Source organism: Streptomyces sp. NRRL B-1347, assembly GCF_000720325.1.
Classification (GTDB): Bacteria; Actinomycetota; Actinomycetes; order Streptomycetales; family Streptomycetaceae; genus Streptomyces.
The window spans coordinates 126,373-151,081 of the sequence record NZ_JOJM01000008.1; the positions used below are offsets into that span (position 1 = coordinate 126,373).

Sequence of the window (24,709 nt, forward strand, 5' to 3'; positions counted from 1 at the left end):
CACTTGAGCAGCAGCGGCACGACGACGCACGACGGCACCGGGGCGCACCGCGGGCAGGACACCGGCCGGGAGCACGTGTGGTCGGTGGACGAGCACCTGGCCGACGTCCTGGCGGCCGTCCGCCCGCTGGAGCCCATCGAGCTCCAGCTCCTCGACGCCCAGGGCTGCGTCCTGGTCGAGGACGTCACGGTGCCCGTGTCGCTGCCGCCCTTCGACAACAGCTCCATGGACGGGTACGCGGTCCGGGTGGCCGACGTCGCGGGCGCGAGCGAGGAGTTCCCCGCCGTCCTGACCGTCGTCGGGGACGTCGCCGCCGGGCCGGGCGAGCCGCCCACCGTCGGCCCCGGCCAGGCCGCCCGCATCATGACCGGTGCCCCGCTGCCGCCCGGTGCCGAGGCCGTCGTGCCCGTGGAGTGGACCGACGGCGGGCTCGGCGAGGGCCCCGTCTCCGGCATGCGGGCCCACAGCGCGGCCCCCGAGGGCGCCTCGGGCGAGGTCCGCGTCCACCGCCCGGCCGCGGCCGGCGCCCACGTCCGCGCGCGGGGCAGCGACGTGCGGGCGGGCGACCGCGCCCTGACCGCGGGGACGGTCCTCGGCGCCCCGCAGATCGCCCTGCTCGCCGCGATCGGCCGGGGCACGGTCACGGTGCGCCCGCGCCCGCGCGTGGTTGTCCTGTCCACCGGCAGCGAACTGGTCCAGCCCGGCGAGGAACTGGCCGACGGTCAGATCTACGACTCCAACAGCTTCTCCCTCACGGCCGCCGCCCGCGAGGCCGGGGCGATCGCCTACCGGGTGGGCGCCGTCGCCGACGACGCGGAGACGCTGCGCTCCACCATCGAGGACCAGCTCATCCGCGCCGACCTGGTGGTGACCACCGGCGGCGTCAGCGTCGGCGCGTACGACGTCGTCAAGGAAGCCCTGTCCGCCATCGGCGACCCGGACGACGAGGAGGGCCTCGGAGCGGGCGGGGGCGTGGAGTTCCGCAAGCTCGCCATGCAGCCCGGCAAGCCGCAGGGCTTCGGCTCGATCGGCCCCGACCACACCCCGCTCCTAGCACTGCCGGGCAACCCCGTGTCGTCGTACGTCTCCTTCGAGGTCTTCGTACGGCCCGTCGTGCGCGCCCTGATGGGCCTGCCCGACGTGCACAGGACCACCGTCCGGGCCCGGCTGAGCACCGCGGAGACGCTCACGTCGCCGTCCGGGAAGCGCCAGTTCCTGCGCGGCCGCCACGACGCGGCCGCGGGCACGGTGGCGCCCGTCGGCGGCAGCGGGTCGCATCTCGTCGCCGCCCTCGCGCAGGCGGACGCGCTGATCGTCGTCCCCGAGGCCACGACGTCGGTCGAGCCGGGCGCCGAGGTCGACGTGGTGCTCCTCGGCTGACCCCGGCCCGGCGGGGAGCGGGCCGTCGGCTCGGGTGGGGCGGTCACGCGCCACGGGCGGGCGGTACGGTGTCGCGCACAGCAGGCCGCGCGCCCGCGCGGGGTCCGGACCAGGAGCGCCACAGCACATGAGCAGCCAGCAGGGACTGACGCACATCGACGAAGCGGGCGCCGCCCGCATGGTCGACGTATCGGAGAAGGACGTGACCGCGCGCACCGCGCGGGCGAGCGGGCGCGTCCTGGTCGCGCCACGCGTGATCGAGCTGCTGCGCGGCGAGGGCGTCCCGAAGGGCGACGCCCTGGCGACGGCCCGGATCGCGGGCATCATGGGTGCCAAGCGCACGCCCGACCTGATCCCGCTGTGCCACCCGCTGGCCGTCTCCGGGGTGAAGCTCGACCTGTCCGTCGCGGACGACGCCGTGGAGATCACCGCCACCGTGAAGACGACCGACCGCACGGGCGTGGAGATGGAGGCACTCACGGCAGTGAGCGTCGCCGCGCTCACGGTCGTCGACATGGTGAAGGCCGTCGACAAGGGGGCCGTCATCACGGACGTACGGGTGGAGGAGAAGACCGGCGGCAAGTCCGGCACCTGGAACCGCGAGGGAGCGGACGCGTGAGCGCCTCCACCGGCGCCCCGGGCTCCACCGGGGTCCCGGGCTCCCCGGCCCCGTACCGCGCCCTCGTCATCACCGCGTCCAACCGCGCCGCCGCCGGTGTCTACGCCGACAAGGGCGGCCCGATACTCGCCGAAGGGCTCGCCGCGCTCGGCTTCGCCGTCGAAGGGCCCCAGGTCGTGCCCGACGGCGACCCCGTGGCGCGGGCCCTGCGCGCCGGGGTGGACGCCGCGTACGACGTCATCCTCACCACCGGCGGCACCGGCGTCTCGCCCACCGACCGCACGCCCGAGGCGACCCGTGGCGTCCTCGACCACGAGGTGCCGGGCATCCCGGAGGCGATCCGCGCGTACGGCCGCGAGAAGGTGCCCACGGCCGCCCTCTCCCGGGGCCTCGCGGGGGTCGCGGGCCGCACCCTGATCGTGAACCTGCCGGGCTCCAGCGGCGGCGTGCGCGACGGCCTGGAGGTCCTGGGGCCGCTCCTCAGGCACGCCGTCGACCAGCTGCGCGGCGGCGACCATCCGAGAACCGACGGGGGTGCGAGCTGAACAGCCCCAGCTGGCCCGCCGAGCTGACGGACGGTGACGTCACCCTCCGCCCCATAAGGCTGCGCGACCAGCGCGCCTGGCGCGAGGTCAACCGGCGCAACCGCGACTGGCTGCGCCCGTGGGAGGCCACGATCCCGCCGCCCACGCCCGGCGGCCCGGTCGCGCACCGGCCCACGTACCGCCAGATGGTCCGGCACCTGCGGGCGGAGGCCAACGCGGGCCGGATGCTGCCGTTCGTCATCGAGTACCAGGGGCGGCTCGTCGGGCAGTTGACGGTCGCCGGGATCACCTGGGGTTCGATGTGCTCCGGGCACGTCGGGTACTGGGTGGACGAGTCCGTGGCGGGGCGCGGAGTGATGCCGACGGCCGTGGCACTCGTCGTCGACCACTGCTTCCGGACGGTCGGGCTGCACCGCGTCGAGGTCTGCATTCGGCCGGAGAACGCGCCGAGCCGCCGGGTCGTGGAGAAACTCGGATTCCGCGAGGAGGGACTTCGTCCACGATATCTTCACATCGACGGGGCCTGGCGCGACCACCTCGTGTTCGCGCTCACCGTGGAGGAGGTCCCGGAGGGCCTGCTGCACCGCTGGCACCGGGCCCGACCCCGGCACACCGCGTAGCGGACCGTGTGCGCGACGCAGGGGTGACGGGGCGTCCGGTGCGGGCGCGAGGGCGCCCACCAGGTCGCTTTGGCGCGCGAGCGGCGCGAGTTGGCGCGCCCCGGCCGCCGACCGGCGGGGATGCTGTCTCTCTCATAAATGAAATACCTGTTCGAAAATGATCGGTGAGTGACCGTTAATTTCCTTGTGGGATCAGGCTGTTGATCGCACCAGTCGCAAAAAAAGTTTGAGATATCAGCCGGATCGTGCGACACACCGGCCCAATTGGCGGATGGCCTCGACAAAACCCCTCTACCGTGTGAGGCGTGAGCAGCAGCGGCCTCTTCTACGCAGTCATCGTCGGGGCCTGGGCCGCCTACTTGGTGCCGATGTGGCTCCGTAGGCAGGACGAGCTCAATGAAGCCCGTCCGACGGAACGCTTCAGCACCGCCATCCGGCTGCTGTCCGGACGGGCGGGCATGGAGCGCCGATACGCCAAGGACCTGCGCGCGCGCACGTCCGACTCGTCCGACGAGGAGGAGTCGCGCGCCGAACCGGACGCAGCCACCGACTCGGTGGACGTCCGGGCCTTCGCCATGCTCCCGGACGAGGACGTGGCGACCGAACCCCGCGGCCGGGCGACGGGTCGGCAGCGACCCCGGTCCCAGGCGGGCGTGGACACGGAGCCGCACGGCCGGGAGCCGTCCGCGCAGGAAGCGGCGGACCGGCGCGAGCGCCGGGGCCAGGGCCGTCCGGCCCCCGACCGCCAGCAGGTCCACCGGCACCCCCGGGGCGCGGCAGCCGAGCGGCAGGCCGCGCGCGGCGCCGCCGAGGCCGCCGCGCGGGCCCGGCGCTCCAAGGTCCTGGCGCGCCGCCGCCGCACCACCGTGATGCTGTTCTTCGCCTTCACGCTCGGGGCGGTCGCCGCCGCGGTCGGCGGTGTCGCGCTCCTGTGGGTGCCCGGGGTGCCAGCCGCGCTGCTGAGCGCGTACATCGTCTATCTGCGCCGCCAGGAGCGGCGGCGCTTCACGTACACGATGGACCGGCGCCGGGCCGAGGCCGCCGCGCGGCAGCTGCGCGCGCGGCAGCCGCGCAGGGCCGAGCAGAGCGCCGAGCCCGTCGCGGAGGAGCCCGTCCCGGAAGCCGACCCCGGTCTGTCCGCGCTCGCCGCCGACCGGCGCGCGCTCGTCGAGCAGACCGACCACGCCGAGTGGGTCGACCAGCAGCGCGAGCGGCGGCACGGCCCCGGCCGCGGCGACAGCTGGGACCCGGTCCCGGTGCCCCTGCCGACGTACGTGACGGCCCCGGTCGCCCCGCGCGCCACCGGCAGCGTCGACCTGGGCGCGCCCGACACCTGGAGCTCGGCCCGGTCGAGCACGGCGGAACCGGCCGCGGACGGCACGGCGGACCGCGCCGAGCGCGACCGGACCGAGCGCGACCGGACCGAGCGGGAGCACGCCGAGCACGAGCACCCGGCGCGGGAGGAGCGGACCGAGGCCGTCGCGGACGACGCCCGCAGCGACGCCCGCCGGGCCGCGTCCGCCCGCCGCTCGCGCGAGCGCGGCCGCACCCCGCTGTTCGACCAGTACGACGACGCCGCGTCCGCCGACGGCCGCCCGCGCGCCGCGAACGAGTGACCCGCGGCACACCCCGTGACCGCATCGCGCCACCGCGGGGTCCCGCTTGCTGACCAGCGGGGGAACGGATTTCCAAGCACCCCGTCGGGGGTGCTAGAGTTTCACTCGTTGCAAGGGCCTGTGGCGCAGTCCGGTAGCGCACCTCGTTCGCATCGAGGGGGCCAGGGGTTCAAATCCCCTCAGGTCCACTGCACGGCCGTTCTTGAGTTAGCTCAAGATCGGTTGACGAGATCCCGGCGATCATCATGATCGCGCGGGATCTTCGTCGTTTCCGGGGTCTGTTCGAGGCTGTTCGGGGTGAGCGATGACGGTGATCCGCAGCCGTGGACGCGTTGACCCGCGGCTGTGTGGTGTTGTGAGCATCACGGCCAGCCCTGGGTGTCCGGGGCTGGCCGCGATCGCGGTGTGTGATTGTTTGTCCGGTTTCGGTGGCTTAGCCCCTGGACGGGGGCGGTCGTCCGCTCTCCTCTGACAGGCCGATCAGCGGCAGGATTGGTGCTGGGGTGGCCGCTCCGTAGTCCGCGTCCGTGAGTTCGGTGACGCCGCTGCGGCGGTAGAGCCACGTCTCAAGGATGTCGAGGTTGCCTGCCGTGGCCGTGATGGCGACCAGGAGCGTCTGGGCGACCTGGCCCGGAGCAGGGCGGTGCTTGGGCTCTCCGTGTCGATCTCGACGCTCTTGAAGCGACCGTTGATGCCCTCGTTGTGGGACCGGATGGGCTTGTATGTCGTGATCCAGGCATCGGTGTGTGAACGACGGCGATTTTGGGTTGGTGACGCTCGGTGGTGAATTGGAGAGTCAGGACCGGGTCGCGGTGGGGGTGAGGCGGATAGTGTGCGGCTGGTGCGGGGCCCGGGGGCCTTGACCCGGAACCTTGGACACGGGCTATGCGGCTTGGGCCAGGGTAGTTGCTGTTCTGTCGAGTGCTGTCTCGTAGGTGATGTGACTGCGTTGTCCGAGGCGGGAGTGACGGCGTCGGGTGTTGTAGCGGTGCAGCCAGCGGAACGCGTGAGGCGGGCCTCGCGCTCGTTGGACCAGCGCTTTCGGCGTTGGAGCGTCTCGCGTTTGAAGGTCATGTTGAAGGACTCGGCGAGTGCGTTGCCGGCCGAGTCCTTCAACACGACCTTCATCCGAAAATCCCCGCCCCAACAACAAGACACCAGCCAGAACAACCCGCCTACCAAAGACCTAAAGTTCCGTCACACCAGGGCACGGACAACGCCAAGAAGGTCGTGGGCCACAAGCGGAGCATTGGGACCGACTCGGCCTGCTGCTTGCGGAGCTGGTTGCCGCGGCCAGCGTCCAGGACTCCGTGGCTGGCACCCAGTTGCTCGGTCAGGTCGCCGCAGGCCAGCCCGGCATCCGCAAGGCCTGGGTCGACGGCGGTTACCGCAAGCGCTTCGTCGAGCATGCCGTCTCTCTCGGTAGCGACATGGAAATCACCGCCCGCACCCCCGGGAGCAGAGGTTTCACCCCGATCTCGAAACACCGGACGGTCCAGCGGACCTACGGCTGGCTGATGCTGAACCGCCGCCTGGTCCGCGACTGCGAGACCCTCCCGGCCCGCTCCGAAGCGATGATCCACCTCGCCATGACCGGCCTCATGGCCCGCCGCCTCACCGAGAGCACCGTCCCTCGCGCGACCCGACGTCACCGGACCACATACGCATCACAGGATGAGGCGTTGGTGACCGTCCTCCGGTGAGCGGGACTCGGTTCAGGCCGCCGCGGCAGCCAGGGCCGGCACGAACCGTGCCGCATCGACGGTGCCCAGGCCGGAGGCGAGGTCGTAGCCCTTGGTGGCCTCGAAGCCGTCGGGGCCGTTGTTGCCCTCGGTGATGTCGACGATGCCGCCCTTGGGATCCTGGGCCAGCTTGTACAGCTCGTCGTGGATGTCGCCCAGGCGCTTGCCCGCCTTCTCGCCCGCGAGCGCGACGACCGCGGCGAACAGCGGGGTCGCCTCGCTCGTGCCCCCCAGGGGCAGCCATCCGGCCCCGGCGGGAAGGAAGCTCTGGTAGATGAGCGTGCCGCCGGAGGCGGAGCCGTCCATGGAGACATCCGAGGTGCCGCGCCGATCGCCGACCACGTCACGCACGCTCTCTTGGTACGCCGGGCGGCGGAAGGTCTGCGACGGGCCCCCGCCGGTGGCCCCGCCCTGCGTCGTGGAGTCGTTCCACACGGTGTCCGGGCCGGTCCGCTTGCCGTGGGCGTCCAGATGCAGCCGGGATCCGCCCAGCGACAGGAATGCCGGATCCGATGCGGGCCAACTCGTCGATCTGACCCGCTTGTCGTCCTCACCGATCGTGGGCGCCGCGCCCCAGTCACCGGCGCCGGACACCAACGTGACGCCCTCGCCGACCAGGTCGGCGAAGACCTTGCTCGCCTTCTCGAACGCGACCACCGGCTCGTGGGTATTGCCCGCGGCCTGGTACTCCTGTGCGGAGTAACTGACCGAGATGACATCGGGGCTGTCCTGCTTGACCATCTCCGCGAAGGCCCCGGCGAACAGCTCCGCCATCCCCTCCCCACTCTCCTTGGCCTCCTCAGACGGTATGTGTGTCAGGAACGGCCGGTCAGGGCGGTTGGGCGGTGCCTTGGGCAGGGCGAGCTGTCCGACCACGATCTTGGCGTCCGGCGCCATCATGTGCGCCATCTGCACATCGAGGGTGGTTTCCATGGCGCCCGCGGCCATCGACTCGTTGGTGGCGTCGAACGGGGCCGCCGAGCCGCCCGAGTCGATCTTCCTGATCGTCAGCTTCGGCTTCGGCAGGTTCATCGCCTCGCTGAACTTCTCCAGATCCCGCTCCAGCGAGGGCGGCACGAACTCGTCGTAGATCGCGATGACGCGGCCCTTGCCGGTCAGTCCCCGATGGTTGAGCTTGTCGATGCCGTACGCCTTGCGCACCACGTCCGGCGTGTAGCAGGGGATATGGAGTGCCTTCCGGCACTCCTGGATGCTCGGCACCGTCAGGAACGGCTTGGGCCCGGAAGCAATGGGTGAAGGGGATGACCCGGACGGCGCGGTCTGGGCGGCGCTGCTCGCGCAGGCCGTCGCGGTGAGGGCGAGGGCGAGGGCGCACCACGCCGCATTTCGTATGTGGGCCATACGCTCAGCGTGCACCCCTCGCCTCAGGCTCGCCCCATCACTGGGCCATTGGGAGTATGCCGAATACCTCCCAGGTTGGTTCTGGGAGATTGATTCCTTCCGTTGTTTCATCCTGTGATGCGTATTCTGTTCGGCTTCTTGGCGTTGTCCGTGCCCTGGCTGCCGGCGAGTACGCGGGGGTGGAGGTCTTCACGCTCTGCACGTCGATCACACAGGCCGTCGGCTCCGTGTTGCGGCCCTCCTGTTCGCGTACCAACTCCCGCAGCAGGCCGTTGAGCTGGGCGAAGGTGCCGTCCTTCTCCAGGTGGCGAAGTAGCCGTAGACGGTGTTCCAGTGCGGCGCGTAGTGCCACTGCACTCCCGTGCGGTCAACATACTCGAACCGGGCGTCCTGGAATAAGACAAGCGCGCGGCGACTCCCACTCCAGGCGGCACACCACCCGAATCCCGCGGCGCGGCCTCACCGCACAACAACCTCAGCACTACTTTGTGCCGCCCCTCAAACCCGTCTCATCTCAAGCCACCCCGTCCCAGGGGCCTTTGCCCGCCGGCCGGGCTGTCCACTGCGCGCGCGGTACATCAGAAGCATGGCTCCGCCGCCGCGCGGTAGACCTGCCGGAGGGCACCGTGCCGAGGAGTTGCGAGTCGTTCACCGCGCCCGGCACGGCGAATGATCGCTTGTGGATTGCGGCAGGCGTGTGACCACCTGCCGCCGGCGGTCGGGGATTCGGCTCCGATCAACCGGTGCGCCGGCGCCCTACGCCCGTTGTGCGATCCCACCCGCGCCTGAACCAAGCGAGGACGAAGCCGGTAGCAAACACGACCAACTAGGAAACCCAGGCTCTGGTCAGCTTCTGCACCGCTGAGCCGTCGAGGTCCTTGACTTTCGTGCCGGCGAATGCACACGCACTTTCCGAGGTCAACACGCGGAAGGCAGGCTGCTCGGCGGCAAGCAGGTCGACCAGAGTCTGAGCAACGTCCATCGGAGTTTGCGCGTTGGCGAAGGCGTTGCGGGTGCGTTCGAGGTAAGCGAACAAGGCGGGGGCGTAAGGCCCCATATCAGGCATGTTGCCGAGACCCGCATTGCTGACGAACTCGCTCGCCACAGCTCCCGGCTCGATGACGCTCACGGATACGCCGGTGGTGGCCGCAACTGGCGCCAGGGACTCCATGAAGCCCTCGACAGCGAACTTGGCTGCGCAATAGGCCTCGTTGAAGGGCTGCCCCACCACGCCACCGACGCTGGTCACCGTGAGCACGCGCCCCTTGCTCTCACGCAGGAGCGGCAGGGCTGCCCGGGTGACGTGCAGCACGCCAAAGAAGTTGACCTCCATCACCGCACGCACGTCCTCGACGCTCTCCTGCTCCAGAGTGCCCACGTGCCCAGCACCTGCGTTGTTGACCAGAGCATCCAGCTGGCCAAGGCCAGCCAGGCACGCCTCGACGGAGACGGGGTCAGTCACGTCCAGTGAGTGGACATCTACGGAGACACCAGCATCCTCGGCTGCTGCTTCGAGGGAGCCGGACTTCCTGGTGTCGCGCATGGTGGCTACCACGTGCCAGCCACTGCGCGCCGCGGCGACAGCGGTGGCAAGACCGATTCCCGAGGACGTTCCGGTAATCAGGACCGTTTTATTACTCATCGGTGACCCTCGTTCGCAAACTACCAGATTGCGGCCCCTCGGTATGGGGGCCTCTTCGTCATCCGCATTGCGACTCAGCGTCCACGTGTCAGCATATCGCTTCCTGTCGGAAGACGACCGATACATGAACAAGATCAGTGAGCCCTTTCATTCTCCGTTTTCGCAGATCAGGAGGGTATGGGCCGTTGCGACGGTGGGGCCGGTGCGGGTAGTCGAGCAGCGGGCTCGTCGCAGTAGCCGCCAGCTCTTGAGGTGGGTGAAGGCGCGCTCGCCCGGCGCTCGCAGTCGGGCGTGGTCACGGTTGAACTGCTGGTAGTGGGCGGGTTGTTCGCGGTGGTGCTTGTAGGGAGTACGGACGGTTGAGCGGGCGCCCTGGCAGGCGCGGTCCGCGAACACGAGGATTTCCCTGGTCGGGCAGGCTTGGACGATGCCGTGGGCGCGGGCGGCGGTCAGGTCGTGGGTCCGGCCGGGCCAAGCGCGGGAGAACCAGAGCGGTGTGCCGTCCCGGGCCGCGATGACCTGGACGTTCATGCCGTGCTTCCTGTGTCTCTGGGAGTAGTAGGGCTCGTCCGCGGCGATACGGTCGGTGGGGGCGAGGGCCCCGTCGACGATGACGAAGTCGCCCTCACTCAGTCCAATCAAGGCCTCGCGCAGCCCGGGGTCAAGGCCCAGGGACACTCGGCAGGAGTCCGGGGGCCACCGACGGAATTGACTGACCTGCAGGAACGTGGCTTCCGCCAGGCGTCGATCCCGTGCAGCTGTGTCCGCGATCCCGGGTGATGACCGCTAACGGGAGCCAGCCGCGGTGCGAGCGCTGAACTGCAGGTCAGACCCTTTTGTGAACGCCCCACTGCACATGAAGATCCCGCCCGATCGAAAGATCGGGCGGGATCTTTGCGTTGTGCCCCGGAGATCGCGTCCTCGGTGTCGTGCCCCGTGCGAGGGCACGGCGGGCCTCAGTCCCGCAGGACCGCGAGGTCGAGTGCGCGCAGGCGGGACGGGGTGGCGATCACGTCGTACGCCGTGACGCGGTCGGACTCGACCGTCAGGGTCAGGGCCAGGAGCAGCCGGCCGTGCGGCGCCACGATCAGGCCGGGGCGGCCGTTGACCAGGGCCGGGGCGGCGACCTGGGCGTTGCGGGTGAGCAGGACCGTCTCGCGGGCGACGGCGCCGGCGCCGCGGATCTCCGCCAGGGCGCCCACGGGCAGCGCCGCGGCCTCGGCGCGGCGGACGACGTCGGGGGCCAGGACCGCGAGGAGCGCGGTGAGGTCGCCGCCGCGGGCCGCGTCGAGGAAGGCCTCCACGACGTGGCGGTGTCGGGCGAGTTCCGCGTCGGGCAGCGCGGGCGTGCCGCGGACCTTCAGGCGGGCGCGGCTCGCCAGCTTCTTCGTGGCGACGGCGGAGCGCTCCACGATCGGGGCGATCCGGTCGAAGGGCACCGCGAACGTGTCGTGCAGCACGAACGCGACCCGTTCCGCGGGCCCGAGCGTGTCGAGGACCACGAGCAGGGCCCGGCCCACGGACTCGACCAGGACGGCCTCCTCCTCGGGCGTGGGCACGGCGTGGCCGGGGACGCGGTCGAGGGCGCCCTCGTCGGACAGGAACTCCTCGCGGCGCGCGGCGCGCGTGCGCAGCATGTCGAGGCAGATGCGGGAGACCACCGTCGTCAGCCAGCCCGGCAGGTTCGCGACGCCCGTGACGTCGCTGCGGCCGAGCCGCAGCCAGGTCTCCTGCACGGCGTCGTCGGCCTCGGCGGCGGAGCCGAGCATGCGGTACGCGACGGCCCGCAGCCGGCCGCGCTGCGTCTCGAAGAGGTCCGCGAGGCCGTCCGCCCCATGCCGCTCGTCCATCGGTCACCTTTTCCCGGGTCGCTCCGTCAGGGCCGTGACGGAGCCGACCACCTGATGGTGACAGGAGTGACGATCGTGGATGACACCGTACGGACCGAGGCACCGGTGCTGCTGCACCTGGACTCCGGCGCGGACCGGCGCGACGGGTCGGTGACCCGGGAGCTCGGGGCCGCCTACGCGCGCGGCTGGCAGGCGCGGTACCCGGGCGCCGCGTACCGGTACCGGGACCTGACCGCGGAGCCCGTACCGCTCGTCGGCGAGGGGTACGTCCGGCTCGGGACGCGGGCGGAGCGGCAGGGCGCGCTGCCGCTGGAGAAGGTGGCCGCGCTCGCCGAGGGCGCCGACGAGGAGCGCGAGTGGGCGGCGACGCTGCCCCTTGTCACCCAGGTGCGGGAGGCCACGACGCTGCTCATCGGCGCCCCCATGTACAACTTCTCCGTCTCCGCCGCGCTCAAGGCCTGGATCGACCGCGTCTCCTTCCCCGGCGCGTACGTCGACCCGGACAGCGGGCGGCCGCTGCTGGGCGGCACCCGGGTCGTGGTGGCCGCCGCGTGCGGGGGCGGCTACGGGCCCGGCACGCCGCGCGAGGGGTGCGACTTCCAGCTGCCGTACCTGCGGGCGTACTTCGCGGCCCTCGGGGTCGCGGGGGAGAACCTGCGCGTGGTGCGGGCCGAGCTGACCCGGGCCGGGGACATCCCGGCGCTCGGGCGGTTCCGCGAGCTCGGGGAGCGGTCGCTCGCGCGGGCCCGGGAGGCGGTGGGGGAGCTGGCGGAGTCGTTCTAGGCCCGGGAGGGGCCCGGGAGGGACCCGGGGCCGGGCGTCCCTCCTCCGGCTGGTCTCCGCGCGTGCCCCAATGGGGTGATCGTTACATTTGTCGCATGGTGGGCAGCTGGACGAGGCGTGCCGGAGCCGTCGGCGGGACGGCGCTCGCCGCCGTGCTCGCCGGGGGCTGCGCGGAGCACGAGGGGCTGCACGTCGAGGGGTCGGCGCTGAAGCCGACGCGGATCAGCGGGCCGGTGTACGTCGCCGACGCGCTCGCGCGGCCGCTCCAGCGGCCCACGGTCTTCGGCGTCACCGACGACGTGGCCATGTCGTCGCTGCGCTGGAAGGACTGGGGCGGGCCCACCGCCCGGGCCACGGGCCGGCTCAGCGGCAGCTGGTGCCTGCCGGGGTGCGGCCGGGAGCCGTACGAGGCGATGCTGACGCTCAGCGGGGTCGAGCGGGAGGACTCCGCCGCCTACTACCGGCGGGCGACCGTCGAGCCGGCGAAGCCGGAGGCGCTGCCGCCCGCTGCCGTGAACGTGCAGTTCCAGGGCATCCGCCTGATGGCGCCGGAATTCTGAGGCCGGGGCGCGCATGGGACTGCGGACGAAGATCGGCCTGGCCATCGCGGGCACGGCGGCCGTCGTGTCCGTGGTGATCGGGCTTCTCGTGCACCACCGCACGGTCGAGGCGCAGTACGCGAGCGCGCGCAGCCAGGCCGGGGAGCGGCTGCGGACCGCCGTGCAGGACCACGCGGCCGGGATCGACGGCGACCGCACCCTCGTCGACCCGCCCGACCTGCCGAGGCCCCTCGCGCGCGCGGCGCGGGCGGGCAAGTGGGGCGTGTACCTCGACCGGAGCGGGAAGCTGCCGCAGCTGTGGGCGGCCAGCGGGTACCGCGACGAGATCGTCGCGGTGAAGCGGCCGTACCGCTGGGAGACCGAGACCGTACGCGATCTCGACCGGGTGCTGTGGGCCGCGGGTGGCATCGGCACCGCGCTCGCCTGTGTGGCCGGGCTGCTCGTCGCGACGCGCCTCGGGCGCCGGCTCACCGCGAAGGCGGACGCGGCGCAGCGGATCGCGGACGGCGATCTGACGGCGCGCCTTCCGCTGCACGGCAAGGACGAGATCACCCGGCTCGCGGCGGCCGTGAACACCATGGCGGACGCGCTCGCCGGGCGGATCCGGGCCGAGCGCGAGGTCACCGCGAACATCGCCCACGAGCTGCGGACGCCCGTCGCGGGCATGGTCACGGCGGCCGGGCTGCTGCCGCCCGGGCGGCCCGCCGAGCTCGTGCGGGAGGCCGCGGGGCGGCTGCGGGAGCTGGTCGACGACGTGATCGAGGTGGCGCGGCTCGACGCGGCGGGCGAGGAGGTGCGGACGGAGGAGTGCGGGCTCGCGGATGTGGTGCGGCGGGCCGTGGGCGGGGCGGTGGGGGACGCGGAGGGGGTGTCGGTGCGGGTGGTGCGGGACGTGCGGGTGCGGACCGATCCGCGGCGGGTGGAGCGGGTCGTGGCCAACCTCGTCACCAACGCGCTGCGGCACGGTCGGGTGCCGGTCGTGGTGGAGGTGGACGGGGGCGTGGTGGCCGTGCGGGACCAGGGGGACGGGTTTCCCGAGGCGCTGCTCGCCGGGGGGCCGCAGCGGTTTCGCACGGGGGCGCGGGAGACGGGGCTCGGGCTCGGGCTGACCATCGCACGGGGGCAGGCGGAGGTCTTGGGCGCCTCGGTGCGCTTCGCGAATGAGGGGGGTGGGGCGGTGGCGACCCTTGACCTCAGCGCCGCTGTGCGGCGGGCCCCGTAGGGGCGCGGGGAACTGCGCGAGCGGCCACGACGGACCGGCAGGCGGATGACAGCCCGGCGCGGTACGGCGCGACCCCGGCGCGGCTCATCCAGCGAAGCGTCACCGCAAGGGCTTGGCGTAGCAGCGGCTCAGGTCGTGGAAGCGGTAGTAGCCGAAGCGGTCGCAGAGGGCGTAGCCGCTGGAGGCGTAGAGGGCGATGGCCTCCGGCTGCTTGGTGCCGGTTTCGAGGACCATGCGGGCCCGCCCCGCCGCGCGGGCGTCGTCCTCCAGGGCGGCCAGGATCCGCCGGGCGAGCCCGAGGCCCCGCGCCTCGGGGACGACGTACATGCGCTTGATCTCGGCGTCGCCGTCCGAGTAGCCCTCGCCGTTGTGGTCCATCACGCGCCAGCCGCCCGTCGCCACGGGCGCGTCCGTGGCGTCGTACGCGATGAGGTAGAGGCCGTGCGGCGGCCGGAACATCGACGGGTCGAGGGGCGTGACGTCGCCCTCGTCGCCGTAGCGCTCGGCGTACTCGGCCTGGACACGGTCGTTGAGCTTCACGGCGTCGGGGTGGTCGAAGGCGACCCGGCGTATGTCCATGCTGTGAATCGTATCCCTATGCATGAGGTGTGGTGGCTGCGGTGGCAGTCTCCAGTGTGCCGGTAGGGTGCCGGGATGCTCACTGTGACCAGCGTGAATGTGAACGGGCTGCGGGCCGCCGCCAAGAAGGGGTTCGTGGAGTGGCTCGACGGCACCGGCGCCGACGTGCTGTGCCTCCAGGAGGTGCGGGCCGAGCCGCACCAGCTGCCGGACGAGGTGCGCGAGCCCGACGGCTGGCACGTCACGCACGCCCCGGCCGCGGCGAAGGGCCGCGCGGGCGTCTCGCTGTACACGCGGCGCGAGCCGGAGCGCGTCCAGGTGGGATTCGGGTCCGCCGAGTTCGACGCGAGCGGGCGCTATGTGGAGGCCGACCTGCCTGGCGTCACGGTCGCGAGCCTGTACCTGCCCTCCGGCGAGGTCGGCACCGAGCGGCAGGACGAGAAGGTCCGGTTCATGGGGGAGTTCCTCGCGTACCTGAAGGACCTGAAGGCGCGGGCCGCAGCGGACGGCCGCGAGGTCCTCGTCTGCGGCGACTGGAACATCGCCCACCAGGAGGCCGACCTCAAGAACTGGCGGGGCAACAAGAAGAACTCCGGGTTCCTGCCGGAGGAGCGCGCCTGGATGTCGGACGTGTTCGCCGAGTTCGGCGACGTCATGCGCGTCCTGCACCCGGACGTCGAGGGCCCGTACTCGTGGTGGTCCTACCGCGGCCGCGCCTTCGACAACGACACGGGCTGGCGCATCGACTACCACGTCGCGACGCCCGGTCTCGTGGGCCGCGCGGTCAAGGGCTTCGTCGAGCGGGCCGCGACGCACGCCGAGCGCTGGTCGGACCACGCCCCGGTGACCGTCGTCTACGAGTAGGCCCGGCCGACCCGGTTTTGCGCCCTCCGGGCGAACCGTCGGTGAAAGGTCCGGCGGAGGGCTGTCCCGCCCCCGTACGGCATGGCAGATTGCGGTCGCGCGCATGGCGAGCGCGTCAACTGCCGGTCGGGCGAGGGGGCTTCATGGCTGCGGGTCTTTCCAGACGGGGTTTTCTGATCGGGGCGGGTGCCGTCGGCGCGTTCGGGGCGGCGCCCGCGAGGGCCGCGGCGGGCGGCGTGCCCCCGGGCACCCCGCCCGTGCTGGTCACCGAGCAGGCGAGCAAGCGGCTCCTCGTGCTCGACCCGCGGCGGCGGGAGTGGGACCCGGCCGCCGATCCGTCCGTCGTGCGCTGGCAGTTCTCGCCGCTCGGCGACCCGCGCTACGCGGACCTGCGGCCCGAGGAGAGCTGGGTCTACCCGTGCGAGGCGAAGCCGCGGCGGCTCCGGGGCCGCACGCTGGTCCTGACGACGGCGTCCTTCGGGTTCGCGGCCGCCGTGGAGTACCCGTCGGGCCGCCGCTACTGGGGGACCGCGATCGGCCCCGGCGACGACCTGTTCAACCCGCACAGCGCCGAGGTGCTGCCCGACGGCAACGTGGCCGTCGCGTGCAGCACCGGCGCGCTGGTGCGCCTGTACGCCGCCTCGTGCGGCCCTGACGCCGCGCGGTACGCGGAGGCGCGCCTCAAGGGCGCGCACGGTCTGCACTGGGACCGGGCGCGGCGCGTCCTGTGGGCGATCGGCGACGACGAGCTCGTGACGTACGAGGTCGGCGGGGAGCCCGCCCGGCCCGCCCTGGCGCAGACCTCCGCGACCCCGCTGCCGGTGGCCGTGCCGGGGCGGACGGCGGGCGGCCACGACCTGTTCCCGGTGGCGGGGCGGCCCGGCAGGCTGTGGGTGACGACCAACGCGGCCGTCTTCCAGTACGAGAAGCGGACGGGAGCGTTCGTACGCGACTACGCGGGGCACGAGCTGATCGACCGCGCGAAGGTGAAGGCGGTCGGCAACGACCCGCGCACCGGGCAGGTGCTCAGCACCGTGCCGGAGGGCGGCCTGGGGGAGACCTGGTGGACGACGCGGGTCACGGTGCACCGGCCTGCCGGCAGCTACCGCCTGGTCAACGGGGGCATCTACAAGGCTCGTTGGTGGCTGCCGAGCTGACCGGGAACGGTCTGCCCCGCCCGACCGTTCCGGGGGCTCAGGCCCGGTTCAGGCGCCGGTCGAGGGCCAGGGAGAGCTCCGCCTCCACCACGCTCTTGGCGAGCGGGCGCAGCTCCTCCGCCGTCACCTCCGGATGCTCGGCGGCGTGCTCGACGGTGAAGGCGACGAACAACTCGGCCAGCGCGTCCGCGTGTTCCCGGATGCGCTGGCCCGCCTCCATGACGGACGCCAGCGGGATGCCCTTGCGCACCAGGGCGGCCGAGGCGTCGAGCAGCCGGTGGCTGATGTGCACGATGTCGTCGCCGTCGGTGCCCAGGTAGCCGAACTCCATCGCGGCGGCCAGGTTCTCCGGGGTGGCCTGGCCCGCGAAGCGGTCGGCCAGCTCCTCGGGGGTGAGGCGGACCGGGGTCTCCTCCGACGGGCCGTCGATACCGAGGAGTTCGGCCACGTCGCGGCCCTTCTCGAAGGCCTCGGCCAGCTCGGCGATGCCCTGGAGGGTGTGGCCGCGCTCCAGGAGGGCGGCGATGGTGCGCAGGCGCGCCAGGTGGTGGTCGTCGTACCAGGCGATGCGGCCCTCGCGGCGCGGGGGCGGGATGAGGCCGCGCTCGCGGTAGAAGCGCACGGTGCGCACCGTGATCCCGGCCTCCTCGGCCAGTTCGTCCATGCGGTACTCGCGCACCGGCGGCGGGCCTTCGCCCGTGTCCGCTGCCCCTGTCGCCCCGTCCGTCACCGCGTCCGCCCCATCTCCCGCCATACCGGCAGCCTATGCGCAGGCCCGAGCCCTACCGTCGGTAACTTTCCCCCGCCGACCCCTACCCATGAGTACGGAGCTGCTCTACGCTCCGATCGTGCCAGCAATTACTGGCAGAGTCATGGGACTTCGGGAGGCGGCGGCATGGCCGAACGCAAGCGGGTACGCGACAAGGCGCACGAGCACGTCCGGGTGGCGGTGATCGGATCCGGGTTCGGCGGCATCGGGGCGGCCGTGCGGCTGCGCCGGGAGGGCGTCACCGACTTCGTCGTCCTGGAGCGCGCCGACGCGGTCGGCGGCACCTGGCGCGACAACAGCTATCCGGGCTGCGCCTGCGACGTGCCGTCCCACCTGTACTCGTTCTCCTTCGCGCCCAACCCCGACTGGCCGCGCACCTTCTCCGGCCAGGAGCACATCTGGGACTACCTGGAGCGGGTCGCCGACACCTTCCGGCTGCGCCCGCACATCCGCCTCGACACCGAGGTCCGCCGGGCGCGCTGGAACGGCGAGCGGCTGCTGTGGGAGCTGGAGACCAGCCAGGGGCACCTCACCGCCGACGTCGTGGTGTCCGCCACCGGACCGCTGTCCGACCCGAAGACGCCCGACGTCCCCGGTCTCGACTCCTTCCCCGGCAAGGTCTTCCACTCCGCCCGCTGGGACCACGGCTACGACCTGCGCGGCAAGCGCGTGGCGATGATCGGCACCGGGGCGTCCGCGATCCAGATCGTGCCGGAGATCCAGCGCGACGTGCGCCGCCTCACGCTCTTCCAGCGCACGCCGCCGTGGGTCATGCCGCGCGCGGACCGGGACATCACCGGGGCCGAGCGCTGGCTGCACCGGCAGCTGCCGTTCACCACGCAGCTGCGGCGCGGCCTGCTGTGGGGCATCCGCGAGCTCCAGGTGCAGGCGTTCACCAAGCGCCCGAACGAGCTGGGCCTGATCGAGAGCATCGCCAAGCGGAACATGGCGCGCGCCATCAAGGACCCGGAGCTGCGCGCCAAGCTGACCCCGACGTACCGCATCGGCTGCAAGCGCATCCTGCTGTCCAACAGCTATTACCCGGCGCTCGCGCAGCCGCACGTGGACGTGGTCGCCAGCGGCCTCGCGGAGGTGCGCGGCTCCACGGCGGTGGCCGCCGACGGCACCGAGGCCGAGGTCGACGCGATCGTCTTCGGCACCGGCTTCCACGTCACGGACATGCCGATCGCCGACCGCGTGGTGGGCGACGAGGGCCACACGCTGATGGAGACCTGGAAGGACGGCATGAAGGCCCTGCGCGGCGCGACCGCGGCGGGCTTCCCCAACTTCCTCACGGTCATCGGCCCGAACACCGGCCTCGGGAACTCCTCCATGATCCTCATGATCGAGTCCCAGCTGAACTACCTGGCCGACTATCTGCGGCAGTTGGACGTCCTCGGCGGCCGCGCCGCCCTCGTCCCCCGGCCGAGCGCCGTCAACGCCTGGAACCGCCGCGTCCAGGAGCGCATGAAGCGCACCGTGTGGAACACCGGCGGCTGCACCAGCTGGTACCTGGACGAGAACGGCGTCAACACCACGGTCTGGCCCGGCACCACGACGGAGTTCCGTACGGCGACCCGCAGCGTGGACCTGAACGAGTACGAGGTGCTGCGGCCCCCGGCCGCGCGCCCCGCCGACCGGGGCGGCCGCGCCCTCGAGGTCTCCGCGTGAAGGGCCGGGGGCACGTCCTGACCGGGCCGTTCGCGCCGCCCGTCGCCGCGCGCGAGCTCACCGCCGTGTCGGCCGACGGCACCCGCCTGCACGTCGAGGCGCACGGGCCCGACGGCGCGCCCGCCGTCGTCCTGATCCACGGCTGGACCTGCTCGACGGCGTTCTGGGCGGCACAGGTCCGGGCCCTGTCGGCCACCCGCCGCGTCATCGTGTACGACCAGCGCGGGCACGGGCGCAGCCAGGTGCCGGTGGAGGCCGCCGGATACAGCACGCGGGCGCTCGCCGACGACCTGGAGGCCGTGCTCGCCGCGACGCTCGCACCCGACGAGCGGGCGGTGCTCGCCGGGCACTCCATGGGCGGCATGACGCTGATGGCCGCGGCCGCGCGGCCGGGGGTGCGCGCGCACGCGGCGGCGGCGCTGCTGTGCAGCACGGGCAGCTCGCGCCTGGTCGCGGAGTCGACGGTGGTGCCGCTGCGCGCGGGCGCGGCGCGGACCTTCCTCACCCGGCGGGTCCTGGCGGCCCGGGCGCCGATGGGCCCGGTCACGCCGCTCTCGCGCACGCTGCTCAAGTACGCGACGATGGGGCCCGGTTCGGCCCCCGAGCGGGTCGACGCCTGTGCGCGGATCGTGCACTCCTGCCCGCGCGTGCCGAGGTACCGCTGGGCGCACGTCCTCGACGGTCTGCAACTCGACGCCGGTCTCGCCGACTTCACGGTGCCCACGGCGGTGCTCGCGGGGACCGAGGACCGGCTGACCCCCGTCGTGCACGCACGGCGGCTCGCGGCGGCGCTGCCGCACTGCACCGGCCTGACCGAGCTGACGGGGGTCGGGCACATGACACCGGTGGAGGCGCCGGAGGCGGTGACGCGGGCCGTCGCGGAACTCACCGAAACGTACGCGGACACGACGTCCGGGGCGTACGGACGACTGAAGGAGGGCGCGTGAGCAAGGTCAGCCTGGAGGGGCAGGTCGCGGTCGTCACCGGGGCGGCGCGGGGGGTCGGTGAACTCCTCGCCCGCAAGCTGTCGGCGCGCGGCGCGCACGTCGCGCTCGTGGGCCTGGAGCCGGAGGAGCTGAAGCAGGTCAGCGGGCGGCTGCACACCGAGAGCGACTTCTGGTACGCCGACGTCACCGACCACGAGGCGATGGCGCGGGTGGCGGCGGAGGTCAAGGAGCGCTTCGGCAAGGCCGACATCGTGGTCGCCAACGCGGGCGTCGCGAGCGGCGGGCCCTTCATGACCTCGGACCCCGTCGCCTGGCGGCGGGTCATCGAGGTCAATCTGATCGGCAGCGCGGTGACGGCACGGGCGTTCCTGCCCGTCCTGGCCGAGAGCCGCGGCTATCTGCTGCAGATCGCCTCGCTCGCCGCGATCACTCCGGCGCCGATGATGACCGCGTACTGCGCGTCCAAGTCCGGCGTGGAGGCGTACGCGCACGCGCTGCGGGCCGAGGTCGGGTACAAGGGCGTGAAGGTGGGGGTCGGTTACCTGTCCTGGACGGACACGGACATGGTGCGGGGGGCCGATCGGGACGACGTGATGCGGGAGTTGCGGCAGCGGCTGCCGTGGCCGTCCAACAAGACCTACCCCCTGGGGCCCGCGGTCGACCGCCTCGTGGCGGGGATCGAGCGGCGCTCCGCCCATGTGTACGGGCAGTGGTGGCTGCGGGGCCTGCAAGGTGCCCGGCCGTATCTGCCGGGGATCATCGCGGGGGTCGGCCAGCGCGAGATGCGCCGCTTCGAGCCGCGGCTCGGCGAGGTCCCCACGGGCCTGATGGGCGCGGGCGGCACGGCCGACGAGGCCGCGTCCCGGGCCCAGCCAACAGGCTGAGCGGCACCTGGGGCTGCGCCCTGGTGGAACGGTTGCTCGGCACCTAGGCGCTGTGCCCACCCGTCCCCGCCCCCCCACCGGGCGGCAGCGCTCCGCGTCGGGGCCGGGCCTCGCGAGGCTGGGGAGACATGGATGGGCGGGTGGGCGAAACCCGGCCGCGGTAGCGGCAGGGGCGCCCACCCGCCCAAGCACAGCGCAGCGTTACGCGTCGTAGTCGCGGTTGAAGCGGTCCTCCGCCTCCCGCTGCGCGTCGTCCAGGGAGTCCTGGGACTGTTCACGGCCTTGCGCGGCGCGCTCGCTCGCTTCGTCCTTGCCACCGCGCACGGCGTCCTGCGCCTTCTCGGCGAGGTCGCGCGCCTTGTCCTGGAACTGGTCCTTGATGCCCATGAAGTTTCACTCCCGAAGTGGGTGAGGGGATCGGGCCTCGACCAGCCTGACACGCGCCGACATACCACGCATGTCGGACAGTTACGCTCCGCTCACCCGCGCGGCGGCAGCGCGGGCCGCCGCCGGTCGGGCACGTCGTCGTACCCGGGAGGCGCGGCCGCGGGGTGCTCGGCGAGGAGGTCGAGCGCGACCCGCACCGCGTCGTCGAGCTGCGCGTGCCGTCCCTCGGCCCAGTCGAGGGGCGTCCGCAGCACGGCGATGTCGGGCTCGACGCCGTGGTTCTCCACGCCCCAGCCGTACGCGTCGAACCAGCCCGCGTTCATCGGCACGGTGATCACGGTGCCGTCGCCGAGCGTGTGCCGTCCGGTCATGCCGACGACGCCGCCCCAGGTCCGCTGCCCCACCACGGGCCCGAGCCCGAGGAGTTTGAACACGGCCGTGATCATGTCGCCGTCGGACGAGGTCGCCTCGTCCGCGAGGGCCACCACCGGGCCCCGGGGCGCGTTGGAGGCGTACGACACGGCCTGCGCGTTCCGCGTGAGGTCCCAGCCCAGGATCTTGCGGGTCAGCTTCTCCACGACGAGCTCGCTGATGTGCCCGCCCGCGTTGCCGCGCACGTCGACGATCAGGGCGGGCCGGGAGACCTCGAGGCGCAGATCGCGGTTGAACTGGGCCCACCCGGAGCCGCCCATGTCGGGGATGTGCAGATAGCCGCACCTGCCGCCGCTCAGCTCCCGTACGACGCCACGGCGTTTGGCGACCCAGTCCTGGTAGCGCAGGGGTCGCTCGTTGATCAGCGGCACGATGGCCACGCGGCGGGAGCGGCCCTCGCCCTCGGCGGGCACGAACGTCAGCTCCACGGTGGTGCCGCCCGCCGCCGCGAGCAGCGGGTAAGGGCCCGTGACCGGATCCACCGGGCGGCCGTCCACGTGCGTGAGCACGGCACCCTCCCGGATGCCCGAACCAGCCAGCGGCGAGCGGGCCTTGGAGTCGGAGGACTCGCCGGGCAGGATGCGCTTCACCATCCAGCCGTCGTCGCGGCGCACGAGGTTGGCGCCGAGCAGGCCGATGGCGCGCTGGTAGTGGGCGGGCCCCTCGTTGCGCCGGGCGGCGGTCACGTACGCGTGCGAGGTGCCCAGCTCGCCGAGCACCTCCCGTAGCAGGTCGGCGAACTCGTCGGGGGACGCGACGCGCTCCACGAGCGGCCGGTACTGGTCGAGGACCGCGTCCCAGTCGATGCCGCACATCCCGGGGTCCCAGAAGTAGGCGCGGATCAGCCGGCCCGCCTCGTCGAAGGACTGGCGCCACTCGGCGGCCGGGTCGACCTCGTGCAGGATGCGCCGCAGGTCGATCCAGACCGTGGTGTCGCCGTCGCCGGACTCCGTGGACGGCACGGCCCGCAGGTCGCCCTCGTCGACGACGACGATCCTGCTGCCGTCGCCGCTGAGCGCGAACCAGTCGAGGTGGTCGACCAGTTCGGACTTCTTGGCCTTGGTGATGTTGAAGTACTCCAGGGTCGGCCGCCCCGAGGTGTCGGCCGGGTTGGCGAACGTCTCGCCGAGGGCGCCCGAGATCGGCCACCGCAGCCACACCAGGCCGCCGCCGCTCACCGGGTGGAGCGCCGAGTACTTGGACGCCGACACCGGGAACGGCGTCACCCGGCTCTCCAGGCCCTCCGCCTCCACGGTCACCTGCCCGTCCCGGGAGTCGGCGGCGTCGTCGGCATCCGGGTCGAGCCCGCCCGCCGCGGGCCGCCCGTCGGGCAGCAGCGCGAAGGGCGACGGCGTGGCCGAGGACAGCGGCACGAGGTAGGGGCGGCAGCCGAGCGGGAAGGACAGGTCGCCGGTGTGCACGTCGTAGACGGGGTCGAAGCCGCGCCAGGACAGGAACGCCAGGTAGCGGCCGTCCCGGGTGAACACCGGGTTCTCGTCCTCGAAGCGGCCGTTGGTGACGTCGATGACGGTGCGCGCGCCGGGGCCCGCGATCCGGGCCAGCTTGATCTGCCGCAAGGAGCGGCCGATGCCGGGGTGCGACCAGGTGAGCCAGGCGCCGTCGGGGGAGAACGCCAGGTCGCGCACCGGCCCGTTGAGGGACCTGATCAGCTCGGTGACCTCGCCGTCGGAGTCCTCGGTGCCCGCGTCGGCGGCCGCCTCGTCGGACACGGTGACGAGGAGCAGCCGGCCGTCGTGCGAGGCGATCGCGAGGCGCTCGCCCTCGGGGTCGGACACCAGCTCCAGGACCCGGCCGAGCTCCCCGGCGGCGAGGCGGCGCGGCGCGCGCTCGCCGCTGGCCCGGGGCAGATGGGCGATCTCGATCGCGTCCTCGCCCTCGGCGTCGGTGACGTACGCGACCTGCCCGCCGGTGCCGAGCATCTCGGGCAGCCGGACGCGCACGCCCGGGGTGTCGGCGATGGTGCGGGCGGGGCCGTCGCGGTGGGTCAGCCAGTAGAGGCTGCCCCGGACCACGACCGCGCTCGCGCGCCCTGTGGTGTCCACGGACAGGGCGTCGACGTGGTGGGCGGCGGGCACCTGGTACGTGCGTCGCCCCGCGCGCGGGCCGCCGATGGCGACCGGGAGGCGCCGCGGCACCGAGTCCGCGGCGAGGTCGTCGACGAGCCAGATCTCGCCCGCGCACTGGTAGACGACGCGGGTGCCGTCGCTGGCCGCGTGCCGGGCGTAGAAGGCGTCGTGGTCGGTGTGGCGCCGCAGGTCCTTGCCGTCGGGCAGACACGAGTAGAGGTTGCCGACGCCCTCGTGGTCGGAGAGGAACGCGATGCGCCCGGACACGAACATGGGCGCGTCCAGATGCCCCTCGACGTCCTTGAGGAGGTGCTCGCCGTGCAGCCAGAGGCGGCCCGTGGCGCCGCCCCGGTAGCGCTTCCAGGCGGCGGGCTCGTGCGGCGGCTTGCCGGTCAGGAGCAGCGTCTTGCGCTCGCCGTCCAGGTCGTCGATCGCGATGTCGTGGACCGGGCCCCAGGGCAGCTTGCCGCCGGGGGAGCCGTCGGTGGGCACGCTGTAGGCCCAGCAGAAGTGCGAGAAGGGCTGGCCGTGCGAGGACACGGCGAGGACCTGCCCGTCGGGCGTCCAGCCGCACACGCGGGTGTCCGGGGAGCCCCAGTGCGTCAGGCGGCGCGCGGACCCGCCGTCCACCGGCGCGAGGTGGATCTCCGGGTCGAGGCTGCGCCAGCTCGTGTACGCGATGTGGCGGCCGTCCGGGGCGAAGCGGGGGTGGCCGAGCTTGGTGCGGTCGGCCGTCACCCGCCAGGCCCGTCCCGGCGGGGCGCCCGCCGCGGCCAGCGGGGCCACCCACAGGTCGTCCTCGGCGACGAAGCAGAGCCGGTCGCCGCTGAGGTGGGGGAAGCGGAGGTACGCCTGGGGCACGCCCCCATGCTTTTCCGGCGCGCCGGTCGCTGCAACTTATGGGGCTTCGCCCCTTTCCCCCTCATGGGCGCTTCGCGCCTCGTCCTCAAACGCCGTACGGGCTGATTCTGTGTGACCCAGTTCATGAACG

At 72.8% G+C, this 24,709-nt stretch carries 20 protein-coding genes, 1 tRNA gene and 4 pseudogenes; 15 read left to right on the top strand and 10 right to left on the bottom strand.

Going from position 1 to position 24,709, the window contains the following annotated elements:
* Positions 1-3: 3 nt before the first annotated feature.
* The 6 genes from glp to IG74_RS0111075 all read left to right on the top strand — a co-directional run bounded on the left by glp (position 4) and on the right by IG74_RS0111075 (position 4,968).
* On the top strand, positions 4-1,380 hold the full coding sequence (gene glp, locus IG74_RS0111050; RefSeq protein ID WP_037825024.1) for a gephyrin-like molybdotransferase Glp: 1,377 nt from the start codon (positions 4-6) through the stop codon (positions 1,378-1,380).
* Between the two features lie 127 nt (positions 1,381-1,507).
* Positions 1,508-1,999, top strand: coding sequence for a cyclic pyranopterin monophosphate synthase MoaC (gene moaC, locus IG74_RS0111055; protein WP_030673664.1), 492 nt, complete (start codon positions 1,508-1,510; stop codon positions 1,997-1,999).
* On the top strand, positions 1,996-2,544 hold the full coding sequence (locus IG74_RS0111060) for a MogA/MoaB family molybdenum cofactor biosynthesis protein (RefSeq protein WP_051854787.1): 549 nt from the start codon (positions 1,996-1,998) through the stop codon (positions 2,542-2,544). The genes moaC and IG74_RS0111060 overlap by 4 nt, the downstream gene beginning before the upstream one ends.
* On the top strand, positions 2,541-3,164 hold the full coding sequence (locus tag IG74_RS0111065) for a GNAT family N-acetyltransferase (protein WP_030673668.1): 624 nt from the start codon (positions 2,541-2,543) through the stop codon (positions 3,162-3,164). Before IG74_RS0111060 ends, IG74_RS0111065 begins: the two co-directional genes overlap by 4 nt.
* Positions 3,165-3,469: 305 nt before the next feature.
* Positions 3,470-4,780 carry a gephyrin-like molybdotransferase receptor GlpR gene (gene glpR, locus IG74_RS0111070; protein WP_030673670.1) on the top strand — a complete coding sequence of 437 codons (1,311 nt, stop codon included), beginning with the start codon at positions 3,470-3,472 and terminating at the stop codon, positions 4,778-4,780.
* A gap of 114 nt (positions 4,781-4,894) precedes the next feature.
* Positions 4,895-4,968, top strand: a tRNA-Ala gene (locus IG74_RS0111075).
* A 695-nt stretch (positions 4,969-5,663) separates the two neighbouring features.
* On the opposite strand, the pseudogene IG74_RS53375 reads toward IG74_RS0111075, so the two are convergent.
* A pseudogene (locus IG74_RS53375) lies at positions 5,664-5,887 on the bottom strand (integrase core domain-containing protein); the annotation flags it as partial.
* A 96-nt stretch (positions 5,888-5,983) separates the two neighbouring features.
* On the opposite strand from IG74_RS53375, the pseudogene IG74_RS45790 reads away from it, so the two are divergent.
* Positions 5,984-6,458, top strand: a pseudogene (locus IG74_RS45790) (IS5/IS1182 family transposase); the annotation flags it as partial.
* Between the two features lie 37 nt (positions 6,459-6,495).
* On the opposite strand, the gene IG74_RS0111085 reads toward IG74_RS45790, so the two are convergent.
* From IG74_RS0111085 to IG74_RS0111100, 5 genes and pseudogenes are all read right to left on the bottom strand, one after another.
* Entirely contained in the window at positions 6,496-7,884 is a 1,389-nt protein-coding gene (locus IG74_RS0111085; protein WP_030673672.1) for a S53 family peptidase, read from the bottom strand.
* Positions 7,885-8,018: 134 nt separating this feature from the next.
* Positions 8,019-8,259, bottom strand: a pseudogene (locus tag IG74_RS53380) (IS5/IS1182 family transposase); the annotation flags it as partial.
* 451 nt (positions 8,260-8,710) lie between these two features.
* On the bottom strand, positions 8,711-9,526 hold the full coding sequence (locus IG74_RS0111090) for an SDR family oxidoreductase (protein WP_030673676.1): 816 nt from the start codon (positions 9,524-9,526) through the stop codon (positions 8,711-8,713).
* Between the two features lie 147 nt (positions 9,527-9,673).
* Positions 9,674-10,195, bottom strand: a pseudogene (locus IG74_RS0111095) (transposase family protein); the annotation flags it as partial.
* Positions 10,196-10,482: 287 nt separating this feature from the next.
* Positions 10,483-11,376, bottom strand: coding sequence for a sigma-70 family RNA polymerase sigma factor (locus tag IG74_RS0111100; RefSeq protein WP_030673682.1), 894 nt, complete (start codon positions 11,374-11,376; stop codon positions 10,483-10,485).
* 75 nt (positions 11,377-11,451) lie between these two features.
* Here IG74_RS0111100 and IG74_RS0111105 point away from each other — a divergent pair, with 75 nt between their 5' ends.
* The 3 genes from IG74_RS0111105 to IG74_RS0111115 all read left to right on the top strand — a co-directional run bounded on the left by IG74_RS0111105 (position 11,452) and on the right by IG74_RS0111115 (position 13,941).
* Positions 11,452-12,159, top strand: coding sequence for an FMN-dependent NADH-azoreductase (locus IG74_RS0111105; RefSeq protein WP_234334309.1), 708 nt, complete (start codon positions 11,452-11,454; stop codon positions 12,157-12,159).
* A 95-nt stretch (positions 12,160-12,254) separates the two neighbouring features.
* The gene (locus IG74_RS0111110) at positions 12,255-12,719 is read left to right on the top strand and encodes a hypothetical protein (protein WP_030673687.1); all 465 of its coding nucleotides are present in this window, start codon (positions 12,255-12,257) and stop codon (positions 12,717-12,719) included.
* Between the two features lie 13 nt (positions 12,720-12,732).
* Positions 12,733-13,941, top strand: coding sequence for a HAMP domain-containing sensor histidine kinase (locus IG74_RS0111115; RefSeq protein WP_030673689.1), 1,209 nt, complete (start codon positions 12,733-12,735; stop codon positions 13,939-13,941).
* A 99-nt stretch (positions 13,942-14,040) separates the two neighbouring features.
* Here the strand turns inward: IG74_RS0111115 and IG74_RS0111120 are convergent, their stop codons facing one another.
* On the bottom strand, positions 14,041-14,520 hold the full coding sequence (locus tag IG74_RS0111120; RefSeq protein WP_030673691.1) for a GNAT family N-acetyltransferase: 480 nt from the start codon (positions 14,518-14,520) through the stop codon (positions 14,041-14,043).
* 75 nt (positions 14,521-14,595) lie between these two features.
* Here IG74_RS0111120 and IG74_RS0111125 point away from each other — a divergent pair, with 75 nt between their 5' ends.
* Both IG74_RS0111125 and IG74_RS0111130 read left to right on the top strand, forming a co-directional pair.
* Positions 14,596-15,384 carry an exodeoxyribonuclease III gene (locus IG74_RS0111125; protein ID WP_030673693.1) on the top strand — a complete coding sequence of 263 codons (789 nt, stop codon included), beginning with the start codon at positions 14,596-14,598 and terminating at the stop codon, positions 15,382-15,384.
* 143 nt (positions 15,385-15,527) lie between these two features.
* Entirely contained in the window at positions 15,528-16,541 is a 1,014-nt protein-coding gene (locus IG74_RS0111130) for a DUF6528 family protein (RefSeq protein WP_030673694.1), read from the top strand.
* A 37-nt stretch (positions 16,542-16,578) separates the two neighbouring features.
* Here the strand turns inward: IG74_RS0111130 and IG74_RS0111135 are convergent, their stop codons facing one another.
* The gene (locus tag IG74_RS0111135) at positions 16,579-17,205 is read right to left on the bottom strand and encodes a MerR family transcriptional regulator (RefSeq protein ID WP_030673695.1); all 627 of its coding nucleotides are present in this window, start codon (positions 17,203-17,205) and stop codon (positions 16,579-16,581) included.
* Positions 17,206-17,436: 231 nt separating this feature from the next.
* Between IG74_RS0111135 and IG74_RS0111140 the strand changes: the two genes are divergently transcribed.
* The 3 genes from IG74_RS0111140 to IG74_RS0111150 are packed head-to-tail and all read left to right on the top strand — an operon-like array spanning position 17,437 to position 20,812.
* Positions 17,437-18,981, top strand: coding sequence for a flavin-containing monooxygenase (locus IG74_RS0111140; protein ID WP_030673697.1), 1,545 nt, complete (start codon positions 17,437-17,439; stop codon positions 18,979-18,981).
* Entirely contained in the window at positions 18,978-19,928 is a 951-nt protein-coding gene (locus IG74_RS0111145; RefSeq protein ID WP_037825028.1) for an alpha/beta fold hydrolase, read from the top strand. The genes IG74_RS0111140 and IG74_RS0111145 overlap by 4 nt, the downstream gene beginning before the upstream one ends.
* Positions 19,925-20,812: an SDR family oxidoreductase gene (locus IG74_RS0111150; RefSeq protein WP_030673701.1), complete on the top strand. Its 888-nt coding sequence runs from the start codon at positions 19,925-19,927 to the stop codon at positions 20,810-20,812. The genes IG74_RS0111145 and IG74_RS0111150 overlap by 4 nt, the downstream gene beginning before the upstream one ends.
* A gap of 201 nt (positions 20,813-21,013) precedes the next feature.
* Here IG74_RS0111150 and IG74_RS0111155 read toward each other — a convergent pair whose 3' ends face one another.
* Both IG74_RS0111155 and IG74_RS0111160 read right to left on the bottom strand, forming a co-directional pair.
* A complete protein-coding gene (locus IG74_RS0111155; RefSeq protein WP_030673703.1) occupies positions 21,014-21,199 on the bottom strand; it encodes a hypothetical protein in 186 nt (61 codons plus the stop codon).
* 92 nt (positions 21,200-21,291) lie between these two features.
* Positions 21,292-24,579: a S41 family peptidase gene (locus IG74_RS0111160; protein ID WP_030673704.1), complete on the bottom strand. Its 3,288-nt coding sequence runs from the start codon at positions 24,577-24,579 to the stop codon at positions 21,292-21,294.
* Positions 24,580-24,709 lie beyond the last annotated feature (130 nt).

Coding starts and splice junctions, on each gene's coding strand:
- moaC (WP_030673664.1), top strand. CDS start 1,508: ATGAGCAGCCAGCAGGGACTGACGCACATCGACGAAGCGGGCGCCGCC.
- IG74_RS0111085 (WP_030673672.1), bottom strand. CDS start 7,884: ATGGCCCACATACGAAATGCGGCGTGGTGCGCCCTCGCCCTCGCCCTC.
- IG74_RS0111090 (WP_030673676.1), bottom strand. CDS start 9,526: ATGAGTAATAAAACGGTCCTGATTACCGGAACGTCCTCGGGAATCGGT.
- IG74_RS0111100 (WP_030673682.1), bottom strand. CDS start 11,376: ATGGACGAGCGGCATGGGGCGGACGGCCTCGCGGACCTCTTCGAGACG.
- IG74_RS0111110 (WP_030673687.1), top strand. CDS start 12,255: ATGGTGGGCAGCTGGACGAGGCGTGCCGGAGCCGTCGGCGGGACGGCG.
- IG74_RS0111115 (WP_030673689.1), top strand. CDS start 12,733: ATGGGACTGCGGACGAAGATCGGCCTGGCCATCGCGGGCACGGCGGCC.
- IG74_RS0111120 (WP_030673691.1), bottom strand. CDS start 14,520: ATGGACATACGCCGGGTCGCCTTCGACCACCCCGACGCCGTGAAGCTC.
- IG74_RS0111125 (WP_030673693.1), top strand. CDS start 14,596: ATGCTCACTGTGACCAGCGTGAATGTGAACGGGCTGCGGGCCGCCGCC.
- IG74_RS0111130 (WP_030673694.1), top strand. CDS start 15,528: ATGGCTGCGGGTCTTTCCAGACGGGGTTTTCTGATCGGGGCGGGTGCC.
- IG74_RS0111135 (WP_030673695.1), bottom strand. CDS start 17,205: ATGGACGAACTGGCCGAGGAGGCCGGGATCACGGTGCGCACCGTGCGC.
- IG74_RS0111140 (WP_030673697.1), top strand. CDS start 17,437: ATGGCCGAACGCAAGCGGGTACGCGACAAGGCGCACGAGCACGTCCGG.
- IG74_RS0111155 (WP_030673703.1), bottom strand. CDS start 21,199: ATGGGCATCAAGGACCAGTTCCAGGACAAGGCGCGCGACCTCGCCGAG.